This is a genomic window from Corynebacterium senegalense, from assembly GCF_900411315.1.
Taxonomy (GTDB): Bacteria; Actinomycetota; Actinomycetes; order Mycobacteriales; family Mycobacteriaceae; genus Corynebacterium; species Corynebacterium senegalense.
Genome location: NZ_LS990887.1, coordinates 622,381 through 640,188, shown reverse-complemented (window position 1 = coordinate 640,188; position 17,808 = coordinate 622,381). Strand labels below are relative to the sequence as shown.

The 17,808-nt window shown below is 62.9% G+C and carries 13 protein-coding genes and 6 pseudogenes; 8 read left to right on the top strand and 11 right to left on the bottom strand.

The features are described 5' to 3' along the window. Positions 1–20 precede the first annotated feature (20 nt). Positions 21–683, top strand: coding sequence for a DUF305 domain-containing protein (locus DYZ02_RS03070; protein WP_115684935.1), 663 nt, complete (start codon positions 21–23; stop codon positions 681–683). A gap of 313 nt (positions 684–996) precedes the next feature. Here the strand turns inward: DYZ02_RS03070 and DYZ02_RS03060 are convergent. Then, a pseudogene (locus tag DYZ02_RS03060) lies at positions 997–1,470 on the bottom strand (phosphoketolase family protein); the annotation flags it as partial. A 254-nt stretch (positions 1,471–1,724) separates the two neighbouring features. Between DYZ02_RS03060 and DYZ02_RS03055 the strand changes: the two are divergent. The 5 genes and pseudogenes from DYZ02_RS03055 to DYZ02_RS03035 all read left to right on the top strand — a co-directional run. After that, the gene (locus tag DYZ02_RS03055) at positions 1,725–2,060 is read left to right on the top strand and encodes a cupin domain-containing protein (protein ID WP_115684934.1); all 336 of its coding nucleotides are present in this window, start codon (positions 1,725–1,727) and stop codon (positions 2,058–2,060) included. Positions 2,061–2,331: 271 nt separating this feature from the next. Then, positions 2,332–2,655: a ferredoxin gene (gene fdxA / locus DYZ02_RS03050; RefSeq protein WP_115684933.1), complete on the top strand. Its 324-nt coding sequence runs from the start codon at positions 2,332–2,334 to the stop codon at positions 2,653–2,655. A 120-nt stretch (positions 2,656–2,775) separates the two neighbouring features. Further along, a pseudogene (locus DYZ02_RS03045) lies at positions 2,776–2,985 on the top strand (aa3-type cytochrome oxidase subunit I); the annotation flags it as partial. A 378-nt stretch (positions 2,986–3,363) separates the two neighbouring features. Beyond that, positions 3,364–4,603 (top strand): annotated as a pseudogene (locus DYZ02_RS03040) (IS256 family transposase). A 66-nt stretch (positions 4,604–4,669) separates the two neighbouring features. Continuing rightward, a pseudogene (locus DYZ02_RS03035) lies at positions 4,670–4,765 on the top strand (IS6 family transposase); the annotation flags it as partial. Positions 4,766–5,036: 271 nt separating this feature from the next. Here DYZ02_RS03035 and DYZ02_RS03030 read toward each other — a convergent pair. The 3 genes from DYZ02_RS03030 to DYZ02_RS03020 all read right to left on the bottom strand — a co-directional run bounded on the left by DYZ02_RS03030 (position 5,037) and on the right by DYZ02_RS03020 (position 8,386). Continuing rightward, positions 5,037–5,303: a metal-sensitive transcriptional regulator gene (locus tag DYZ02_RS03030; RefSeq protein WP_076599716.1), complete on the bottom strand. Its 267-nt coding sequence runs from the start codon at positions 5,301–5,303 to the stop codon at positions 5,037–5,039. A 366-nt stretch (positions 5,304–5,669) separates the two neighbouring features. Further along, positions 5,670–8,006 carry a heavy metal translocating P-type ATPase gene (locus DYZ02_RS03025; protein ID WP_115684932.1) on the bottom strand — a complete coding sequence of 779 codons (2,337 nt, stop codon included), beginning with the start codon at positions 8,004–8,006 and terminating at the stop codon, positions 5,670–5,672. Positions 8,007–8,176: 170 nt separating this feature from the next. Beyond that, the gene (locus DYZ02_RS03020; protein WP_034997583.1) at positions 8,177–8,386 is read right to left on the bottom strand and encodes a heavy-metal-associated domain-containing protein; all 210 of its coding nucleotides are present in this window, start codon (positions 8,384–8,386) and stop codon (positions 8,177–8,179) included. Between the two features lie 185 nt (positions 8,387–8,571). Between DYZ02_RS03020 and DYZ02_RS03015 the strand changes: the two genes are divergently transcribed. Continuing rightward, positions 8,572–8,823, top strand: a complete 252-nt coding sequence (locus DYZ02_RS03015) for a type II toxin-antitoxin system prevent-host-death family antitoxin (RefSeq protein ID WP_115684931.1) — start codon at positions 8,572–8,574, stop codon at positions 8,821–8,823. 365 nt (positions 8,824–9,188) lie between these two features. On the opposite strand, the gene DYZ02_RS03010 is transcribed toward DYZ02_RS03015, so the two are convergent. Beyond that, positions 9,189–9,695, bottom strand: coding sequence for a DUF2269 domain-containing protein (locus tag DYZ02_RS03010; RefSeq protein ID WP_220272196.1), 507 nt, complete (start codon positions 9,693–9,695; stop codon positions 9,189–9,191). A 106-nt stretch (positions 9,696–9,801) separates the two neighbouring features. Here DYZ02_RS03010 and DYZ02_RS03005 point away from each other — a divergent pair, with 106 nt between their 5' ends. Next, positions 9,802–10,554 carry a M23 family metallopeptidase gene (locus DYZ02_RS03005; protein ID WP_115686345.1) on the top strand — a complete coding sequence of 251 codons (753 nt, stop codon included), beginning with the start codon at positions 9,802–9,804 and terminating at the stop codon, positions 10,552–10,554. A gap of 230 nt (positions 10,555–10,784) precedes the next feature. On the opposite strand, the gene lnt is transcribed toward DYZ02_RS03005, so the two are convergent. From lnt to DYZ02_RS02975, 6 genes and pseudogenes are all read right to left on the bottom strand, one after another. After that, complete coding sequence (gene lnt / locus DYZ02_RS03000; RefSeq protein WP_245945594.1) at positions 10,785–12,275, bottom strand: apolipoprotein N-acyltransferase; 1,491 nt, start codon at positions 12,273–12,275, stop codon at positions 10,785–10,787. Between the two features lie 202 nt (positions 12,276–12,477). After that, a pseudogene (gene ccsA, locus DYZ02_RS02995) lies at positions 12,478–12,708 on the bottom strand (cytochrome c biogenesis protein CcsA); the annotation flags it as partial. A 165-nt stretch (positions 12,709–12,873) separates the two neighbouring features. Next, positions 12,874–13,893: pseudogene (locus DYZ02_RS02990) on the bottom strand (multicopper oxidase family protein); the annotation flags it as partial. Positions 13,894–13,936: 43 nt separating this feature from the next. Further along, the gene (locus DYZ02_RS11505) at positions 13,937–14,326 is read right to left on the bottom strand and encodes a rhodanese-like domain-containing protein (protein WP_281268998.1); all 390 of its coding nucleotides are present in this window, start codon (positions 14,324–14,326) and stop codon (positions 13,937–13,939) included. 155 nt (positions 14,327–14,481) lie between these two features. Then, positions 14,482–16,401: a vWA domain-containing protein gene (locus DYZ02_RS02980; protein ID WP_115684928.1), complete on the bottom strand. Its 1,920-nt coding sequence runs from the start codon at positions 16,399–16,401 to the stop codon at positions 14,482–14,484. Beyond that, positions 16,394–17,788 (bottom strand): MoxR family ATPase, encoded by a 1,395-nt coding sequence (locus DYZ02_RS02975; RefSeq protein WP_115684927.1) that lies wholly within the window; start codon positions 17,786–17,788, stop codon positions 16,394–16,396. Before DYZ02_RS02975 ends, DYZ02_RS02980 begins: the two co-directional genes overlap by 8 nt. Positions 17,789–17,808: the final 20 nt, after the last annotated feature.

Genomic DNA, 17,808 nt, shown 5'->3' with positions numbered 1-17,808 from the left:
AACCTCCGAAAGGGAACCCCATGAAGCGCACCATCACCATCGCCGCTCTCGCCTTGACCTCCACCCTGGTTTTGTCCGCCTGCGCAGATAACACTGAGGGAGAAAACACCGACACCACGACCATCGCCACTACGTCCGCCCCCGACACCACCGAAACGACCGGGGCCACCACGGATCCTGAGACAGAGACGGGGGCGGACGGAGAGGTCTCCGCCGAGCACAATGACGCGGACATCATGTTCGCGCAGATGATGATCCCGCATCACCAACAGGCCGTGGAGATGAGTGAAATCCTCCTGGCCAAGGACGATATCCCGGCCGAGGTCATCGAGTTCGCCCAGGGTGTTATCGATGCCCAGGGCCCGGAGATCGACCGGATGAATACCATGCTCGAGACCTGGGAAGAAGATCCGGTCACCGGTGATATGGGTGAGATGGACCATGGCGGGATGAGTGGAATGATGAGCGAGGAGGACATGACAGCCCTCGAGGACGCCAAGGGCACCGAGGCTGCCCGGCTCTACCTTGAGCAGATGACCGCCCACCATGAGGGCGCGGTCGATATGGCCCGCGATGAGGTCACTGATGGCCAGAACCCGCAGGCCATCGTTCTGGCTGAGCAGGTCATTGAAGATCAGGAGGCCGAGATCGCCGAGATGCAGCAGATGCTCAACGAGCTCTGAACAAGGACATTCCCCGACCACCCCAGATGAGAAATACGACCATACGGCCATCGGGCCAAACCAGGATTTCCGGGAAGGACAATCAGCATGCCGAATAAAATCAAGGTTGCAGTAAACGGGTACGGTGTCATCGGTAAACGTGTAGCCGACGCGGTGAGAGCCCAGGAGGACATGGAACTCCTCGGGGTCAGCGACGTCACCACCGATTACCGGGTCGCCACCGCCATCACGCAGGGCATCCCGGTCTATGCCTCCACGGAAGAAGCCCACCAAGAGATGAGCGCTGCCGGATATCCCATCGCCGGGAAACTACCTCTCTAAAGCCGTGAACATGGAAGTTCCCGTGGTTGGTCCGCCGGTAGGTGAGCCGGTGGATCAACCACGGATAACCGTGGTAGGCGAAGATCACTGGCTTGTCCGTGGTGAACAGCGCGTCGAAGTCGATGTCCGACAGCCCGTGCGGGCCTTCGGACTCGTGTTGCAGCCGAAGGAGGTCTACGACGTTGACCACCCGGATGGACAGATCCGGGAAGTGGGAGCGCAAAAGGTCCACGGCGGCGAGGGTCTCCATGGTGGGAACGTCCCCGGCACAACCAAGCACCACATCCGGTTCCGTGTCCGGGTGTGTGCTGGGCCAGTCCCAGATGCCGATGCCCTTGGTGCAGTGAACGATGGCGTCGTCCATGTCTAGGTATTGCAGCTGCGGCTGTTTGCCGGCGACGATGACATTGACATACTGACGGCTGCGCAGACAGTGGTCGGCCACCGACAGCAGCGTAGTTGACTCGTCGCGTGATGCTGCTATAAATTTGCATTCCTTATGAATAATCGTCGCCCGTCTCGATGTCAGTAACCGAAACCAAGCGCTGACCGCTATCCTGCGCATCGGCCCGCCCACGGAGGATCCCTACCGCTGACACGTCAGAGTCCACTTTTTACGCACTGCGTTAACTTCTTGGGCCATCAGGGAAGGCGCATGAACAAAAACATGGTCTCCTCACCATTCGATGCTTCCCAGACCGGCTCCGAAAGGTTGTTTATATGCACAAAATATCGATCGAGGCCCTCGCCCGCAAGCAACTTAAAGAGGCCATCATCGCCCCTAGTGCTCGTGCCGCCGATACCGTCTTCGGCGGGCACGAAAAAATTCTGCGGCAGACCGTCGTCGGGATACGTCAGGGTGCCGAGCTCGGAGAGCGCGACAATCACGATGAATCCACGATTTATGTCCTACAAGGGCGTGTCCAACTCAGGACGGGCGATGAGACCTGGATAGGTCGCAGCGGTGATCTGTTGATCGTGCCGCGATCTCGGCACAGCCTCGAGGCAATCGAGGACTCCGCTGTTTTGATCACCATTGCCAAACTGAAGCAATAAGAAAGATAGGGACTTCCCCTGGGGTGTTTGAGCCCGCCGAGGGTCCGTTTTTCGCGGCGAGACCATGGACCGGCACCGTTCGATCACCGGCCTCCTGTCCCTGATGTTTGTACCAGCATGCGACGGTGACCAGCTGACCGGTTCCACTATCCTTACCGCTACTGGCGGCGGGGGTAATCGAAGATATGTGCCCATTAGTGAAGGGTTGGGGAGCTAGTAGGATGATAGTGAACCTATTTTCCACGTCTTTATCCGTAGTATTGGAGATCCGATGACCTACACAATCTCCCAGCCCTGCGTTGATGTCCTGGATCGAGCCTGCGTCGAGGAATGTCCCGTGGACTGCATCTACGAGGGCAAACGGATGCTCTACATCCACCCCGACGAGTGCGTCGACTGCGGTGCCTGCGAGCCCGTTTGCCCGGTTGAGGCCATCTTCTACGAAGACGATGTCCCAGACAAGTGGGTGGGCTACATCGACGCTAACGCCGCCTTTTTCGACGACCTCGGTTCGCCAGGCGGTGCCGCCAGCCTGGGTCCGCAGGACTTCGACGCCCAGCTCGTCGCGGCGCTGCCGCCACAGAACCAGAACTAGGACCTGGTAGGTGCTATTGCAAACTCGCGTTTTCGACGAAAACGGCGGATCCGGTACCAGCGTTGTGCTGCACACTAACAAATAGTTAGTTATTTGGAATTCCTGTTTGCAACAGCACCCAACTCGCTGGAGTGGGCGACTAGTTGCCCGCCGCCGCGCCACAACTTCACCTCGCTACCGCGTATCTGCTCCGAGCGGCCTGCGTTCGAACTGCACTACCCGCACATGGTTGAACGCATGCGACGCGAGGGGCATGTCACCGCACGCGACGAACGTGCCGACACCACGCAGACTGGCGCCCCGGAGGACGACCATGCTGGCGTGAGGTAACGGGCGCTGAACGCACGAATGCAGAGACGGCCCCCACGGGGCAGGGGAGGCGCGCCTTGTGTCGGCGCAGTCTCGGAGGTCTGTGAGTGTCACTCCACTGGCTTCCTGAGCAGCGGCGCCGGCGGGGCCGATAGTGTTTCGTCGTCGGCTGCTGGGGAGGGCGTCGCCGCGGTGATGTGCTTGTACGAGTGGTGGATCTTCCATAATGCCCACAGGGTTCATTAACCCCGCTATCGTCGGACAAACTCCGGACAAACTCGGTTACGTCCCTTAGTGTGGTGTAACGCTTGCTGATGGTGGGCCCTGGGAAATACAGGGGCGGCCACCGCCAGTAACCTTTCGACTCAACTACCACATCTCACCGAAAGGCACATGACGATGACCGCTGCACCGCATTCTATCGACCCGACAACCTATCTGGATGATCTGCTCGCTCAAGCCTCCCCGGATCTGATGCGCCAGATGCTGCAAGGGTTTATCAACCAGATCCTCTCCGCCCAGGCCGACACCGTCTGCGGCGCCGAATACGGGGTTGCTTCCACCGAGCGGGTCAACCACCGCAACTGGTACCGCCACCGCGACCTCGACACCCGTGTCGGCACCATCGATGTGGCAGTGCCGAAGCTACGCCACGGCGCGTTCTTTCCAGACTGGCTGCTAGAGCGCCGCTCACGAGCCGAACGCGCTTTATCAACCGTAATTGCCACCTGCTACCTCAAAGGGGTCTCCACCCGCAGGATGAACGATTTGGTGGCCACCCTTGGGATTTCTCACCTGTCGAAATCGCAAGTCTCGCGCATGTCGGAAGAACTCGACGAGATGGTCGCAGACTTTTAGAAACCGCCCCCTCGACCCCGGCGGGTACGCCTACCTGTCGTGCGACGCGTTGACGATCAAAGTCCGTGAAGGCGGCCGGGTGGTCAAATGCTCCGTGCTGCTTGCCACCGGCGTCAACGCCGACGGGTACCGGGAAATGCTCAGCATGCACGTCGCCACCGCGGAATCCAACGCATCGTGGAAAGGCTTCTTCCAGGACTTAAAAGCCCGCGGACTTCGCGGGGTCTTCCTTATCACCAGTCATGCGCATGAAGGCATCCAGCACGCGATATCTGAAGTGCTGCCCGATGCGTCGTGGCAGCGCTGTCGCACCCACTTCGCCAAAAACCTCTACGAGAAAGTCCCGAAAACCCAGTGGCCGATGGTCTCGGCGATGTTCCAGACGATCTTCCAGCAACCCGACGCGGCATCCACCTGGACCCAAGCCCACGAAGTCGTTGACCTATTGGAGCCGAAGTTCCCCCAGGTTGCGGCGTATCTGGAGGAATCACTCGATGAGGTGCTGGCGTTTACCGCACCCCCGAAACCGGTCTGGACGAAGGTGTGGTCAAACAACCCCACCGAGCGGTTAAACCGGGAGATCCGCCGGCGCACCGACGTCGTGGGTATCTTCCCGAACCGCGAATCGATCATCCGGCTTGTTGGCGCCGTCCTTGCCGAGCAACACGACGATTGGATCCAGCAAGAACGCTACATGTCACTATCCGCACTCGAACAGACCAAACACCTCATGCACCACCCAGGAGACGATCATGGCGACCAACACCAGCTAACCGCCTAACCAAACTCCCAACTTCATACCGAGCCGAAAGCACGAACGGCTACACCACTACACGGGACTTGACCGGAGGCGATGCACTCATTGCAGAAAGGGCAAGGCACGATGTTTGCCCACGGGCAACCGAACCCGGTGATCGTCAACCGGGTCTTCGAGACTGCCTGACAACGCCCACACGCAGCGGCCATCAGGGAATGAGAAACTGAGTTTTTGCGGCTCCCCCCAACTTTGCAACAGTACCGGTTGATGTTGCAGGTGGGGATGTGGTCGAGGTTGTTCAGCGGCGCGATCTTTTCGACCAGCAGCACCACAGTGGCCATCAACCCGATCATGCCGCCGCCAGCAGCAGGACTCCCAGCCTCCAGCCGGCAACAGGGGCGGTCAGAGTGGCCTGGCCGCCGTTCTCGACGGGGTGTGGTGGTCGGGCCCCGGCCTGTCACCGGGCGAAACGGGCGATAGCGTCGGTGACTTCCTGGAACTTCGCGTCGGCCTCCTCTCCTCCTAACTGGGCGGCGTCACGGACGCAGTGTTTCATGTGGTCATCGAGTAGTCCCAGGGCAACGCTGCGTAGGGCAGCATTGACCGCGGAGATCTGGGTAAGGATGTCGATGCAGTACTGTTCCTCGTCGACCATGCTGTGCAGGCCCCGGGCCTGGCCCTCGATGCGCTTGAGGCGGGCGAGATAGCGATCCTTGTCGTTGATGTAGCCATGGGTGGTGTGACAGGTGTCGGCCCCACCCGAGGAGGAAACGGCCTGATCAGGGGTGCGAGTATCCACAATGGTCTCCTTGCTGAAAAAAGGGGGCAGGTATGTCCTGAGTCAGTTGCGGGTCGATCAGGATGGAAAGCCCGGGGGTATGGAATGAGGCGTGAGGACCTCATGGTCCCCACGCCCTGTGGCGTTATTCGGATAAGTAGTCGGCAGATTGTCGGCCCGGAGGGGCCTGCCGGGTGGGGCCGGGGGAGAGGTCAGGAGCAGGTACTTGGGGACGGAGGTCTGAGTGTTATTGGAGGGACTCAGCCGCAGGAGGAGGACACGGGGTTCCTTATCGCTAGAAAAGGATGCGGATTAGGCGGTGACCGGCTGCCGCACGGAGGGGCGAGCGGGCTGCGGTGAGGAACTGGTGTTGTCGTGGGAGGGCTTGAATCTACGCAGCGTAAGGGAGTTGGAGACCACGAACACCGAGGAGAAGCCCATCGCAATGCCCGCCAACCCCGGGTTGAGGAAACCGATCGCGGCGACCGGGATCAGCACGACGTTGTAGGCGAACGCCCAGAACAGGTTGCCCTTGATAGTGCCCAGCGTGCGACGTGACAGACGGATGGCATCGCCCGCGGAGCGCAGGTCGTTGTTCATTAAGGTGATATCGGAGGCCTCGATGGCCACATCCGTGCCCGCCCCCATGGCCAGACCCAGATCGGCCTGGGCCAGGGCGGCCGCGTCATTGACGCCGTCGCCGACCATGGCGACCTTCTTGCCCTCATGTTGCAGCTTCTCGATGACCGCGACCTTGTCCTGCGGCAGGACCTCGGCACTCACGTTGGCCGCATCGATGCCCACCTCTTGGGCGACGGCGGCCGCGGCCTTCGCGTTATCGCCGGTGAGCAGGTACGGACTCAACCCCAGCCTGCGGAACTGGGCGACCGCTTCCGCTGAGGAGTCTTTGATGACATCGCGCACCACGACCACACCGGCGGGCTGGTCATCGACGTAGACGGCAACCGGGGTCGCGCCCTGCAACTGTGCGTGGTCGAAGGCGGTGGTGAGGTCACGGGGCAGCTGGCCGGCGGGACGGCCGACGGTGACGACGTGACCCTTGACGGTGGCCGTGACACCCCGGCCGGCGGTGCTGTCGAAGTCGGTGGCCTCCTGGATGTTCCCGGAGCGCTCGGCCTCGGCGACAATCGCCTTGGCGATGGGGTGCTCGGAGCCTGCTTCGACGGCCGCCGACAAGGCGAGGACCTCGTTGTTGGTGTAGCCGTCGGCGGCGTGGACGCCGGTGACCGACATGACCCCGGAGGTGACGGTGCCGGTCTTGTCCATGACGATGGTGTCGACCTGGCGGGTGGATTCGAGGACCTCCGGGCCCTTGATCAACAAGCCCAGCTGCGCGCCCCGGGAGGTGCCCACCAGCAGGGCGGTCGGGGTGGCCAGTCCCAGGGCGCATGGGCAAGCGATGATCAGCACCGCGACTGCGGCGGAAAAAGCCCAGTTCACCCCGCTGCCGAGGGCGAGGTGGACGATCAGGGTGATGATGGAGACGACAATGACCGTCGGGACGAAGACCGAGGAAATCTTATCCACCAGGCGCTGGACCGGGGCTTTTTTCGCCTGGGCGTCAGTGACCAGCTTGGCCATCTGGGACAGCGTGGTCTCCGAACCTGTGCGGGTGACTTCGACCAGCAGTCGACCGGAGGTGTTGATCGTCGCGCCCGTGACCGGGGTGCCGGGGGCGGCCTCGACAGGAACGGACTCGCCTGTCAGCATCGACTCGTCGATGGCCGAAGTGCCCTCGATGACACGACCGTCGGTGGCGATCTTCTCACCCGGGCGGACGACGAAGACGTCACCGACTGTCAGCTGGGAGACCGGGACGCGGACTTCCTCACCGTCGCGGATCACCGCGGCGTCTTTCGCACCCATGTCCAGCAGGGACTTCAGCGCCGCGGAGGACTGGCCCTTGGCGCGGACCTCAAACCACCGGCCGAGCAACAGGAAGGTGATGACTACGGCGATGGTCTCGAGGTAGATGTGGTCCATGCCGTCATCGCGGGGCAGCAGGCTCACCTCCATGACCATGCCGGGGTGCCCGGCGTTGCCGAAAAACAAGGCCCACAGCGACCACAGATACGCAGCGGTAGTGCCCAGAGACACGAGCGTGTCCATCGTGGTCGAGCGGTGACGCAGGTTGGTTAAGGTCGCCCGGTGGAACGGGGCACCACCGTAGAAGTAGATCAGGGTGGACATGACGAGCAGGGCCCACTGCCAATTCATGAACTGCAGGGACGGGATCATCGAGATCGCGACCACCGGAACGGAGAGGATCGTCGACCCGATCAGACGCGACTTCAGGTCTGTGGCCTCGGCCTCGCGGGCCTGTTCGTGGCGGTCACCGACCACCTCGGTGTCGTCCTCCGGGCCGCTGTCCACGGCGGGGGCATGTTGATCCCCCATGGTGAACGCGTCGTACCCGGCACCCCGCACGGTTTCGATCAGCCGATCGGCGTCGACTTTGGTGGGGTCGTAACTGACGGAGGCGGATTCGGTGGCGAAGTTGACGGTAGCCTCCACGCCATCGAGCTTGTTGAGCTTGCGCTCCACCCGCCCTGAGCACGACGTACAGGTCATGCCGGTGACGCCCAGATCGACCTGGAGTAGGTCAACCGACGGTTGAGTCTGAATCATCAGTGATCAGTCCTTCAGCAAACAGTGGTGAGGTGCATCTCCGAGGTCCCAAAAGGCCCGCCCACAGATGCACCGTCGGGGATATCGAACCTGCATGGCTGGGCCTGATGGGCATATCCAGCAGGGTTGGCCCGGCTGTGTCTACCCGAGGTGGGGACCGAGCCCAGAGATTAGGGCTTGACGGTGTAGCCGGCTGTCGTGACAGCGGCGACAACATCGTCGTCGGTGAAGTTTTCACCCGTGACGGTCACCTGTCCGGTATCCACGGTGGCCTCCACCATGGTCACACCGGCGACCTCGCCGATCTCCTCCTCCACGGAGGATTTGCAGTGTCCGCAGGTCATGCCTTCGATGATGTACTTTTTTGTTACGGCGCTCATCAGATGATCCTTTCCTTGATGTCCTGAAGGACAGGAGTGGAGATGCCCAACAACCTTCAACCTATACCCATGGGGGGTATCAGTCAAGGAGGTGTCTGCCCCTAAGCGTCCCGTTCGGCGGGCAGGATTTCCGGAACGGCCGCGATCGTTGCTGCACTTCTTGTACAAAATGTACGTTAAAGGGTATGGGCATCACGGTCACCCTCAGTCAGTTCCGCAGCGAACAAAGCCACTGTCTTGATGCCGCCCAACGTGAACCGGTCACCATCCTCAGTCGCGGGCCCCGCCGCTGGGCGGTGGTGGTCTCCCCGGACTTCTACGACCGGGCGGTTCAGGCGCTGGAGGATGGCGAAAATATCCGTGCCGCAGCGGCTACCCGTCAGGAGGCGGGCGGTGTCTCCCACGAGGAGTTCACGTCCGACCTCAAACTGGACTGACCTGCGTGTCCATACCTGTGGCGCGGTATTTGATCATCGATAAGCTTTCAACTGCGACAGCCCTTCGCACGCTGGCCCGGCAATGGCAGCAGTGATTGCCACCGCCATCGACGCCCTGGCCCACGTTCCGCCGTCTCGGCGGAGTGGAAAAGTTGCGGGGCGGCGACGGAGAGTGCTGTAGCTGGGTAGTCCACGGCCGTCAATGACGGTGAGCTGATCAGCGTCTCGGTTCCAAGGAAGACAGGCACTCATACTCGCATCGTTGAGTGGGATGAGGCTGGTCCCTGGCGTTCCTGCGCATGACGCATGACTGCCGAACCTGAACAAATAAGGAATGGACAGCTGAGGCACGCTGCATCAGGCTGCTAGCGGGGCCTTTTTCGTTGCCCGTATCGGGTCAGACCCCGCGGCTTGTACACCGCCAGCACCGTAGCCACCAGCAATACCAAGGCTGCTGCCACGGAGTGGAGGACCGGGGAGAAATTCCGCACGGCCTCCAGCCCCACGCCCGGGTCTGCCGCCACCCGGGCAAGATACTCGAAGGTCTGCATGTACAGCACCAACACACCTGTCGCCACCACAGTGAGCCTCAGCTTGAACACCACCCAGTAGTGTCGGAACAATCCCCACGTCGTCCCCAGGGATTGAAGGACTCCGGTCACCAGCGAGGCCACCGCCAGGGGAACGAGCGCCCACCACGCCACCTGCTCCATCACCCGATACGTCCCCCGGACCGCCACCTCATCCGCGCTCACTATCCCCATGACCGCCATCGCGATAAAGGCGAGCACCATCCCGAGCCAGCCGACCGAGCAGACCACATGTGCCACCAGCGCGGCCTTGCGTATTCGTGGGGTCATCACTCTCGCCATTAGAGGTGCTCCTGGACCAGGAACGCCCCCTCGGCCGGCATCCCCAACCATGGCGACTGGGCCCATGGTTGCCGTCTCCAAACACCAGTACCAGCACGACCGAGTCATGCGCCTGAAGGCTTCGCGGTCATCCGGAGGAAAACACCGCACGATCACCACCTCGCAGACCAAGGGGCGCCTCGCCCTCGTGGCTGTAGCCACCGGCACGGTCTCATCCGCCGGCGTCGGTGGCGCCACGGCCGCCACCTTGCAAGCCCCGGCCGAGGTCGAGGCTCCGGTCTCCCCGGAGGCTGCCACCGTCGAGGTGGATTTGGCCACCAACGACACGGCCCTGTCCTCGAGTGGGACGCAGGGCGCACCGCAGATTCTCGCGATCTCCGAATTCAAGCCGGTCGCCAACATCGACGAGCAGCTGGACAAGGCCATCCAGTACAACGCCGAGCGGGCCGAGAAGGAGCGCGCTGCCCGCGCGCCCTCGGTGGTCAAGCCCGCTGAAGGCACCTTCACCTCCGGTTCCGGCGTGCACTGGGGAACCCTCCACGCGGGTATCGACATCGCCAACGTCGTGGGTACCCCGATCCTCGCGGCGATGGGCGGCACTGTCATCGACTCCGGCCCGGCCTCCGGTTTCGGGCAGTGGATCCGCATCCAGCACGATGATGGCTCGATTGCCGTCTACGGTCATATGGAGACTCTCGACGTGACCGTTGGAAAACGCGTCACCGCTGGTCAGAGGATCGCTGGCATGGGCAACCGGGGGTTTTCCACCGGCTCTCACCTGCACCTCGAGCGTTACCCGACTGGCAGCGGGGCGGTCGACCCGTTGCCCTGGTTCGCCGAGCACGGCGTCACCTTCTAACCTTCCCGCACTCACCAGGACCGGCCCAGACACCGGAACCGGCGGCAGTGACTGGGCGTGAGGCACCCGCCTCAGACCGCAGAGACACTTCTCACTCATCGCCGACACAGCCCAGACTTGATAGCTTATCCAGGCAGGGCAGACCGGGGCACAGGGGAGGCAGTCCGTGCTCGTCATATATGGGGGCGGCGAGCGTCCCGCCAACGAGGAGCAGGTGCCGTAATCCACGTTTAGTGGGATACTTCCGTAACCTGCCTTCTCCTGCGCCAGCTGACGAGGCCGGTAACCGCAGGCCATGCAAGAGCCAGCATCGCGAGAACCAACAGGGGCGTATCCCCCATGCGCGCATACGGCGTCAAACCAGTATGAAGGGGAACGGTTGCCGTCAGCAGTTCGTTCGTGCCCAGGCCACTGAGTTGTGAGACTGTGCCGTCGGGCTGGATAACTGCGGAGTATCCGGTGGGGGCAGCCTGGAGAACGGTGCGGCCAAACTCGCGGGCACGCATCCGGGATGCGGCCACTTCAATTGCAGGTACTTCCTCGGTCACAAAAGACGCGGCGTTGGTCGGTGCGAGGAGTAGCTGCCCACCATTGCGAACGGCATCGGCGACCCGGTCGGCGAAGAAGACCTCATAAGAAATGACGATCCCCAATCGTGGTGTCCCGCTGGGATCGAGCACCGCCGGCCCCTCTCCGGCAATGGCGTCGCGGGGGATGAACCGTGCGTCCTCGCTGAGTCGTTCAATCAGATTGCGCATAGGGATGTACTCGCCGAACGGCACGCGATGATGCTTCTCATAGCGTCCTAACCGGGTCCCGTCCGGTCCCCACACTATGGATGCGTTCCGGAAATGTTGATCCTCGGATTCGGTAATTCCGACAACGATGTTCGTGTCGAGTTGCCTAGCCAGTTCAGCGAAAGCTGCATCAACGCGCGTCCCGTCGATTGAGCCGTCGATACTGACGACGTTTTCGGGCAGCAGAACCAGATTAGGGTCCCCGGTGATATCTTCGGCAGCCTGTAGGTGCCGGCGGGTCGTATCAAACGGATCGGTATTGACCGCGCGAAGCCCACGGGGGCCTCCACCCTGCACGAGCACGACGTCAAGGCTGCCTTCTGCCGTATCATCTACGATCGTTGGCGCGAACGCCGGTACCGCGAGTACCACGACCACTGCGACCACGGATGCTGCACGGGCTCGTCTCGGCCCGAAGATGACAGCGGTAACAACGGCCCCCGCAACTGCGGCCAACGCGGTCACCAGGAGAGTCCCACCCAGGGGCGCTGCCGCCATGAAAGGACCATCGGTCTGGCTGTATCCGAAAGCGGACAGCGGGAAACCGCCGAACGGGAACCGGTGCTGCACAGCCTCCAATAACACCAGGGCAGCAGGGGTGAGCAGCCACCAGCTCGACCAGCGACTGCGAAAAGCCGCCTCGTTAGGCGATACCGCGGCAACCAGCATTAACAGTAGCGTCTGAACGGCAACAACAGCAGCGTATCCGGCAGTGTTGAAGTCGGTGAGCCAGCGCAGAGCAAGAGCGTAGTGCGCCACCCCGCCCAACCCACCGAGCCACAAACGGTTACGTAGTGGTTGACCTGCCAAAGCCAGCATGAACATAGTCACGCCCACCGGGAACAGCACCCACCAACCGCGTGGCGGCAGCGCCAGCCACCAGACCACCGCAGCTCCCATCATGAGCGCGGTGGGACCGGCCAATCTGCGCCAGTTATCGCCGGCTATCCCCCGGGAAAGACGTGAGACTGTCACGTCTACTGCAGTATTAGCCTTCACCGGAGATCACGGCCTTCTTCGGGTTGCTGCTCGGTTGTGAATATATGCCCAATCTTTCGAGTCATGTGACAGCAACTTTCAGTACTTTCCCAGTGGATCTGGGGGTGTCCGATTGACGAATCCGGATTTAGTTCAGGCCGGCGTAGGAGTGCAGGCCGGAGACGACCAGGTTGATGAAAAACAGGTTGAAGATTATCGTGGCCGGGGCCAGGATATTGATCCACGCGGCCTTGTGATCGCGCCTCTCGGCCGTGGCACGGGCATGCAGGTAGGCGGCATAGAGCGCCCAGGAGATAAAGGATGCGGTCTCCTTCGGATCCCATCCTCAAAACCGGCCCCACGAGGCCTCCGCCCAGATCGGGTGTGCTCGGCATGGATTAGATCTCCTTATTCCGGGGCGGTGGGGAAGAAGACGGTGTTCTGGTTGTCCCGGAAGACCACAATACCGAGGAAGGTCATCGTGCTGCCCGGTGGGTGGTCTGCAGCGACCCAGCTCACCCCAGCGACCGACCATGCTGTGGGGTTAGGCGTACCGCAGGGAACTCATCATCCCGGTTTCCATGTGATAGGCGTTATGGCAGTGAAATGCCCACTCACCGGGGTTGTCAGCGATCAAGTCCGCGTCCACCGTTTCGCCGGGGAGAATGAGGACAGTGTCCTTGCGCAGGCCGCTACTTCCGGGAAGAGCCCAGGTATGCCCGTGCAGGTGCATCGGATGGGGCATGGCCGTGGGGTTGTGCATCCGCATCCGCAGGCGTTGGCCTTCTTGGACTGTGCCCGGGGAATCAGCACCGTCGATGCGCAGTCTCCACTGGTAGGGCATCATCTGGCCGGTTAATTCGACCTCTGTTTCCTTATCCACGTCACCGGCCGGGAGCATGGCTCGTTCCACCGGCTCAAAGGACGTCAAGAAGGTACCGGGGGCAGTGAGTTCGGGGAAGGTAGTCTCTGGTGCGGGGGTCTGGCCCGCGGCGGTCCGGATGACGGCAAACGCCCGGTCGTCCTTGCCGGCGGCCAGGGCGGTCAGGGGAAAGACACCATCACCGAGTACCACCTCCACGTCGACGCGTTCACCCATCGAGAGGTAGAACGACTCGATGTCGTGGGGGCGGACCGGGAAACCGTCGACGTGGGTGACGGTCATACGGTGGCCACCGAGAGCCACCTTGAAGATGGTGTCAGCGCCCGCGTTGATGAACCTCAGGCGGGCTTTATCCCCCGGTCGGGCATTAAACGTTCGGTGCGCCCGGGGAATGCGTCCGTTGATGAGGTAGTGCGGATACATGACATCACCGGCATCTCCGCCCAGAGCCAGATCGGGCGTGCCGTGGGCCATCATGCCCCCCTCACCACCCATATCCATCCCGCCGTGGCCACCCATGTCCATGTTTCCGTGTCCGCCCATGTCCATCCCCGTCAACATGGTCAGCTGATCTTCGGGACTGCTGCCGTCGATGCCGTCCAGCCAGTCGTCGAGCACGATGGTCCACTCGACGTCCTGATCCTCAGCGTCGTCCGGGTCGCGGACGATCAGAGGGGCGTGTTAGGGGAGTCTAGGACCGCTGCGTCTATCCCATTGCCGATGCTCAGTGCTCGGCGACGATGCCGCCTGTTGGTTCGAGCATTTCGCCGTATTCCGTCCAGGCGATGAGTCCTCCGCGGAGATTGTAGGCGTCCCAGCCAGCTGCTCTGAAGGCTTCCGTGGCCATGCCAGAGCGGATACCTGCTCGGCAGTAGAAGACGACCGGGCGTTCCTTGTCGATCGAATCGGTCCTCAGCGCCACGTGCTGCATGTCGAGGTGGGCGTCGCCAGGGATGTGGCCGGCGTCGTGCTCGTACCGCTCGCGCACGTCGATGACTTGAGCGGCGCGCTCGTCGACGAGACGCCGTGCCTGGTCAGCTCGACTGCGTGCTGCGGATTCTGGAAATCTGTCATTGTCTTTTCCTTGTACTGCGGGGTGTGGTGGTGGACTCAGCCGGTCAAGTTCGTGACGAGGGGCGGATGACCGGTCGAGGTGACGAACGAAGCGAAGTCGTCCCAGGTCAGGCCGATGCTCTCGGTGTGGATCATGGGATGGAAGTTGACCTGCGATGCGTTCTCGAGTCGTTGGTCGATGACGAGCGTGATCGCCTACCAGCGGAGGTACTCTCCCACCACAGCGCCTCCGAGTTCTTTGAGGTCGGGTGCAACGACGTTGGCGCCGGAGCGGTTGGCGAGGGCGTCGATAAGCGAAACGAGCCCTGGATCATCCCCGAGGCGGAAGAAGGTGATCTTCGTCCCGCGTTTGGTCACAGTGTCGAGCGCGTCGACCGTGCGCGCGAGCGTGATCCGGTCGGTCGGCCAGTTGAAGTAGGCCTCGCCCCATTCGGTCAGGATGGAGGTGGGCTCGCCGTCGGTGACGATAAGCAGCGTCGGGTCGTAGCCGGCGTGGCGGGTGAAGAACTCGTTGGCGAGGAGCAGCGCGTGCTGCAGGTTGGTGCCCTTCTCCTGTATCGGCGGCAGGGCGGTGAGCTCTTCGATCGTGAGCGTCTGGGCGTAGCGGCCGAAACCGATAAGCGCGAGCTCGTCGCTGCGGAACTGCGTGGTGATGAGGTGGTTCAGCGCCAACGCGGTCTGCTTCATCGGCGTCCAGCGACCTTCCATCGCCATGGAAAAAGAGGTGTCGACAAGGAGCGCGACGGCGTTCTTCGTGCGTGCTTCGGTCTCGTCCACCTCGATGTCGTTCACGGTTATTGCGAACGGCTCGCCGCTGGCGGCGCTGCGCTGGAGCGCGTTCGTGATGGTCCGGGTGGTGTCCCACGTCTGAGTGTCGCCGAACTCCCAGGGCCGGGTGCCGCCGGTGGGTTCGCCCTGCTGGCCGGCGAGGCGGGAATCGCGCTGGCCGCGGGATAGCTGGGAGGTCGCGGCCTTCAGTAGCTCCTTGCCCAGCATGCGCAGCGCTTTCGGGGATAACTGCAGCGAGCCGGACTCGCCCTTGTTCAGCAATCCGGAGTCGCGCAACGCTTTCTCTAGGTCACGTAGCTGCTTAGCGCTGGTGGCGGCGTCAGCGCCTAAGAGGTCGGCAACGTCGTCCACGTCGATGTCTCCGGGGCGGTCCCCGCTGAGGGTGTCCGCGAGCTCGTCGAGGCGCCCGAGGTCGCGCATCGCGCGGGTGGCTTCGCCGAGGCCCATGCCGCCCGATGTCCCGTCACCGTCGAACGGTTCGGACCCGGTCCAGTCCAGGTCGGGGCGGATGCCGCGCAGGTTCGCATCCAGCTCGCCAACGAGGTTCATCAGCTCCTCCGAGCCGAAGGCCTCGGCTGCGAGCTGCATGAGCTCGGCGCGCTGCTCGGGCGTCATGGAGTTGAGCAGGCGTTGCGCTGCCGCTGAGCGCTGCGCGAGCAGCTCCACCAACTCGTCGATGTTGCGGGGGTTCTCCGGAAACTGGTCCCCGTGCTTGGCCATGAACTCATGAAAGTCCTGCTCCGTGGCCATGCCAGCGCGATGCTTGCCCAACAGCACGTTCAAGTCGCGCAGCATCTCGGCGACGGCTGCCCGATCCTCATCGGTGGCACCTTCCAGCGCCTCCTTCATCCCGGCGAAGCGCTGGTCTAAGAGTTCGCGGCCGATGAGGTCCTTGATCTGTTGGTACTTCTCGCGCGCTTCTGAGGAAGCCCAGTCGTAGCCGTTCAGTTCGGTCACCGCCGCCGCGGGGGAGACGGGCAGGTTGTCCAGCGTCATCTCCCGCATGGTGCGGTCGAGGTCGTCCATGTCTACGTCGCGGGCGAGTTGGCCCCGTTCGGCGAGCACCGCTTCGTCGAGAAGCTTCTTTGCTTCCCGGAGCGTGCCCCCGAGGTTGGTCTTTTGCAGCAGCTCCTGGCGGCGCTCCGCGATTTGGCGCAGGAATTCGTCGTAGCCTTCGCGACGCAAATATTCGCGCATGGCCTGCTCGGCGGAATAGCCGTACATGACATCGTCTGCGATATCGCGCACCGCTCTGGCCAGGTCGGGCGGCGGGGCGAGGGGGTCCGGGCCCGGGGTGTACTTGCGGTAGCGGCGCTGGCTAACCATAGATGGTCTCACCTTCACCGGAGTCCTTCGAGATCTTCTGGGTGAGGTAGAGCGCTTCCACCGCGAGCTCGATGGCACTAGCGCGCTCACCCTCGCTTTCGGCGTTGAAAGCCGAAGCGATGTCGCGGTACAGCGTGCCTTCGAGCTGGGGTAGGCCGTTCAAGAACTCTGCGGCCGTAATGTTTTCTCCGGTGGTGATGAAGGTGGAGCCGTCGAGCGCCTCAATCAACGGGCCGAAGTCGAGCCCCTTGATACGGTTGCGAAGGGACTGCGCAACGGCGTTGCGCAGCAGGTACTCCAGGATGTCCCAGGCGCGGCCCTCTTCGCCGTGCTCGAACTCCACCTTGCCGCCCAGCACGTCGACGGCGGCCTCCAGGTCAACTAGGCGGGCGACCGGGTCCTCGCCGGTGACCGCCCCGCGGCGGGCGGCGGAGGCTGCGACTGTCTCGGCGCCTGCGATGGCGAATCGGGCCGAGACGCCGGCGCGCTGGTTCACCGCGTCGGATTCGCGCAGCGCGCGGGTGAACCGGGCGAGAGCCTCCATGATGGGTTGCGGAACAGTCGCCGTGAGCTGGGATTCCTGCTCGATGACGCGGATCTCGTCGTCCAACTCGACGGGGTAGTGGGTGCGGATCTCGGCGCCGAAGCGGTCCTTCAACGGGGTGATGATGCGCCCTCGGTTGGTGTAGTCCTCCGGGTTCGCTGATGCCACCACCAACACGTCTAGCGGTAGTCGCAGCATGTAGCCGCGGATCTGGATGTCGGCCTCTTCCATCACGTTGAGCATGGCCACCTGGATGCGCTCCGCCAGGTCAGGCAGCTCGTTGATGGCCACGATGCCGCGGTTGGAGCGCGGGATGAGGCCGTAGTGGATCGTCTCCGGGTCGCCCAGGCGGCGGCCTTCAGCCACGCGCATCGGGTCCACGTCGCCGATCAGATCCGCCACGGAGGTGTCCGGGGTGGCCAGCTTCTCGGAGTAGCGGGCCTCGCGCGGGATCCACACGATGGGCAGCGCGTCGCCTTCCTCCTCGATGCGGCGCTTCGTGGCATCTGTCAGCGGGTTCAGGGGGTGTTCGCGCAGTTCGGAGCCTTCGACGGCGGGCACAAAGTCATCGAGAAGCAGAGGGAGCGTGCGTAGCAGGCGGGTCTTGCCCTGGCCGCGCTCGCCGAGCAGCACGATGTCGTGGCCGGCGATGATGGCGCGCTCGACCTGCGGCAACACGGTGTGCTCGAGGCCGTGGAGGCCGGGCCACGGGTTCTCGCCGGTGCGCAGTGCGGCGATGAGGTTGTCGCGCATCTCCTCGCGCACGGTCTTGTACGTGTAGCCGGCGGCCTTGAGCTCACCGTGGGTGTTGATGGATGGCCGGGAGTGGGGCGCTTCAGTCATGCCGGCCAGGGTACGCGGGT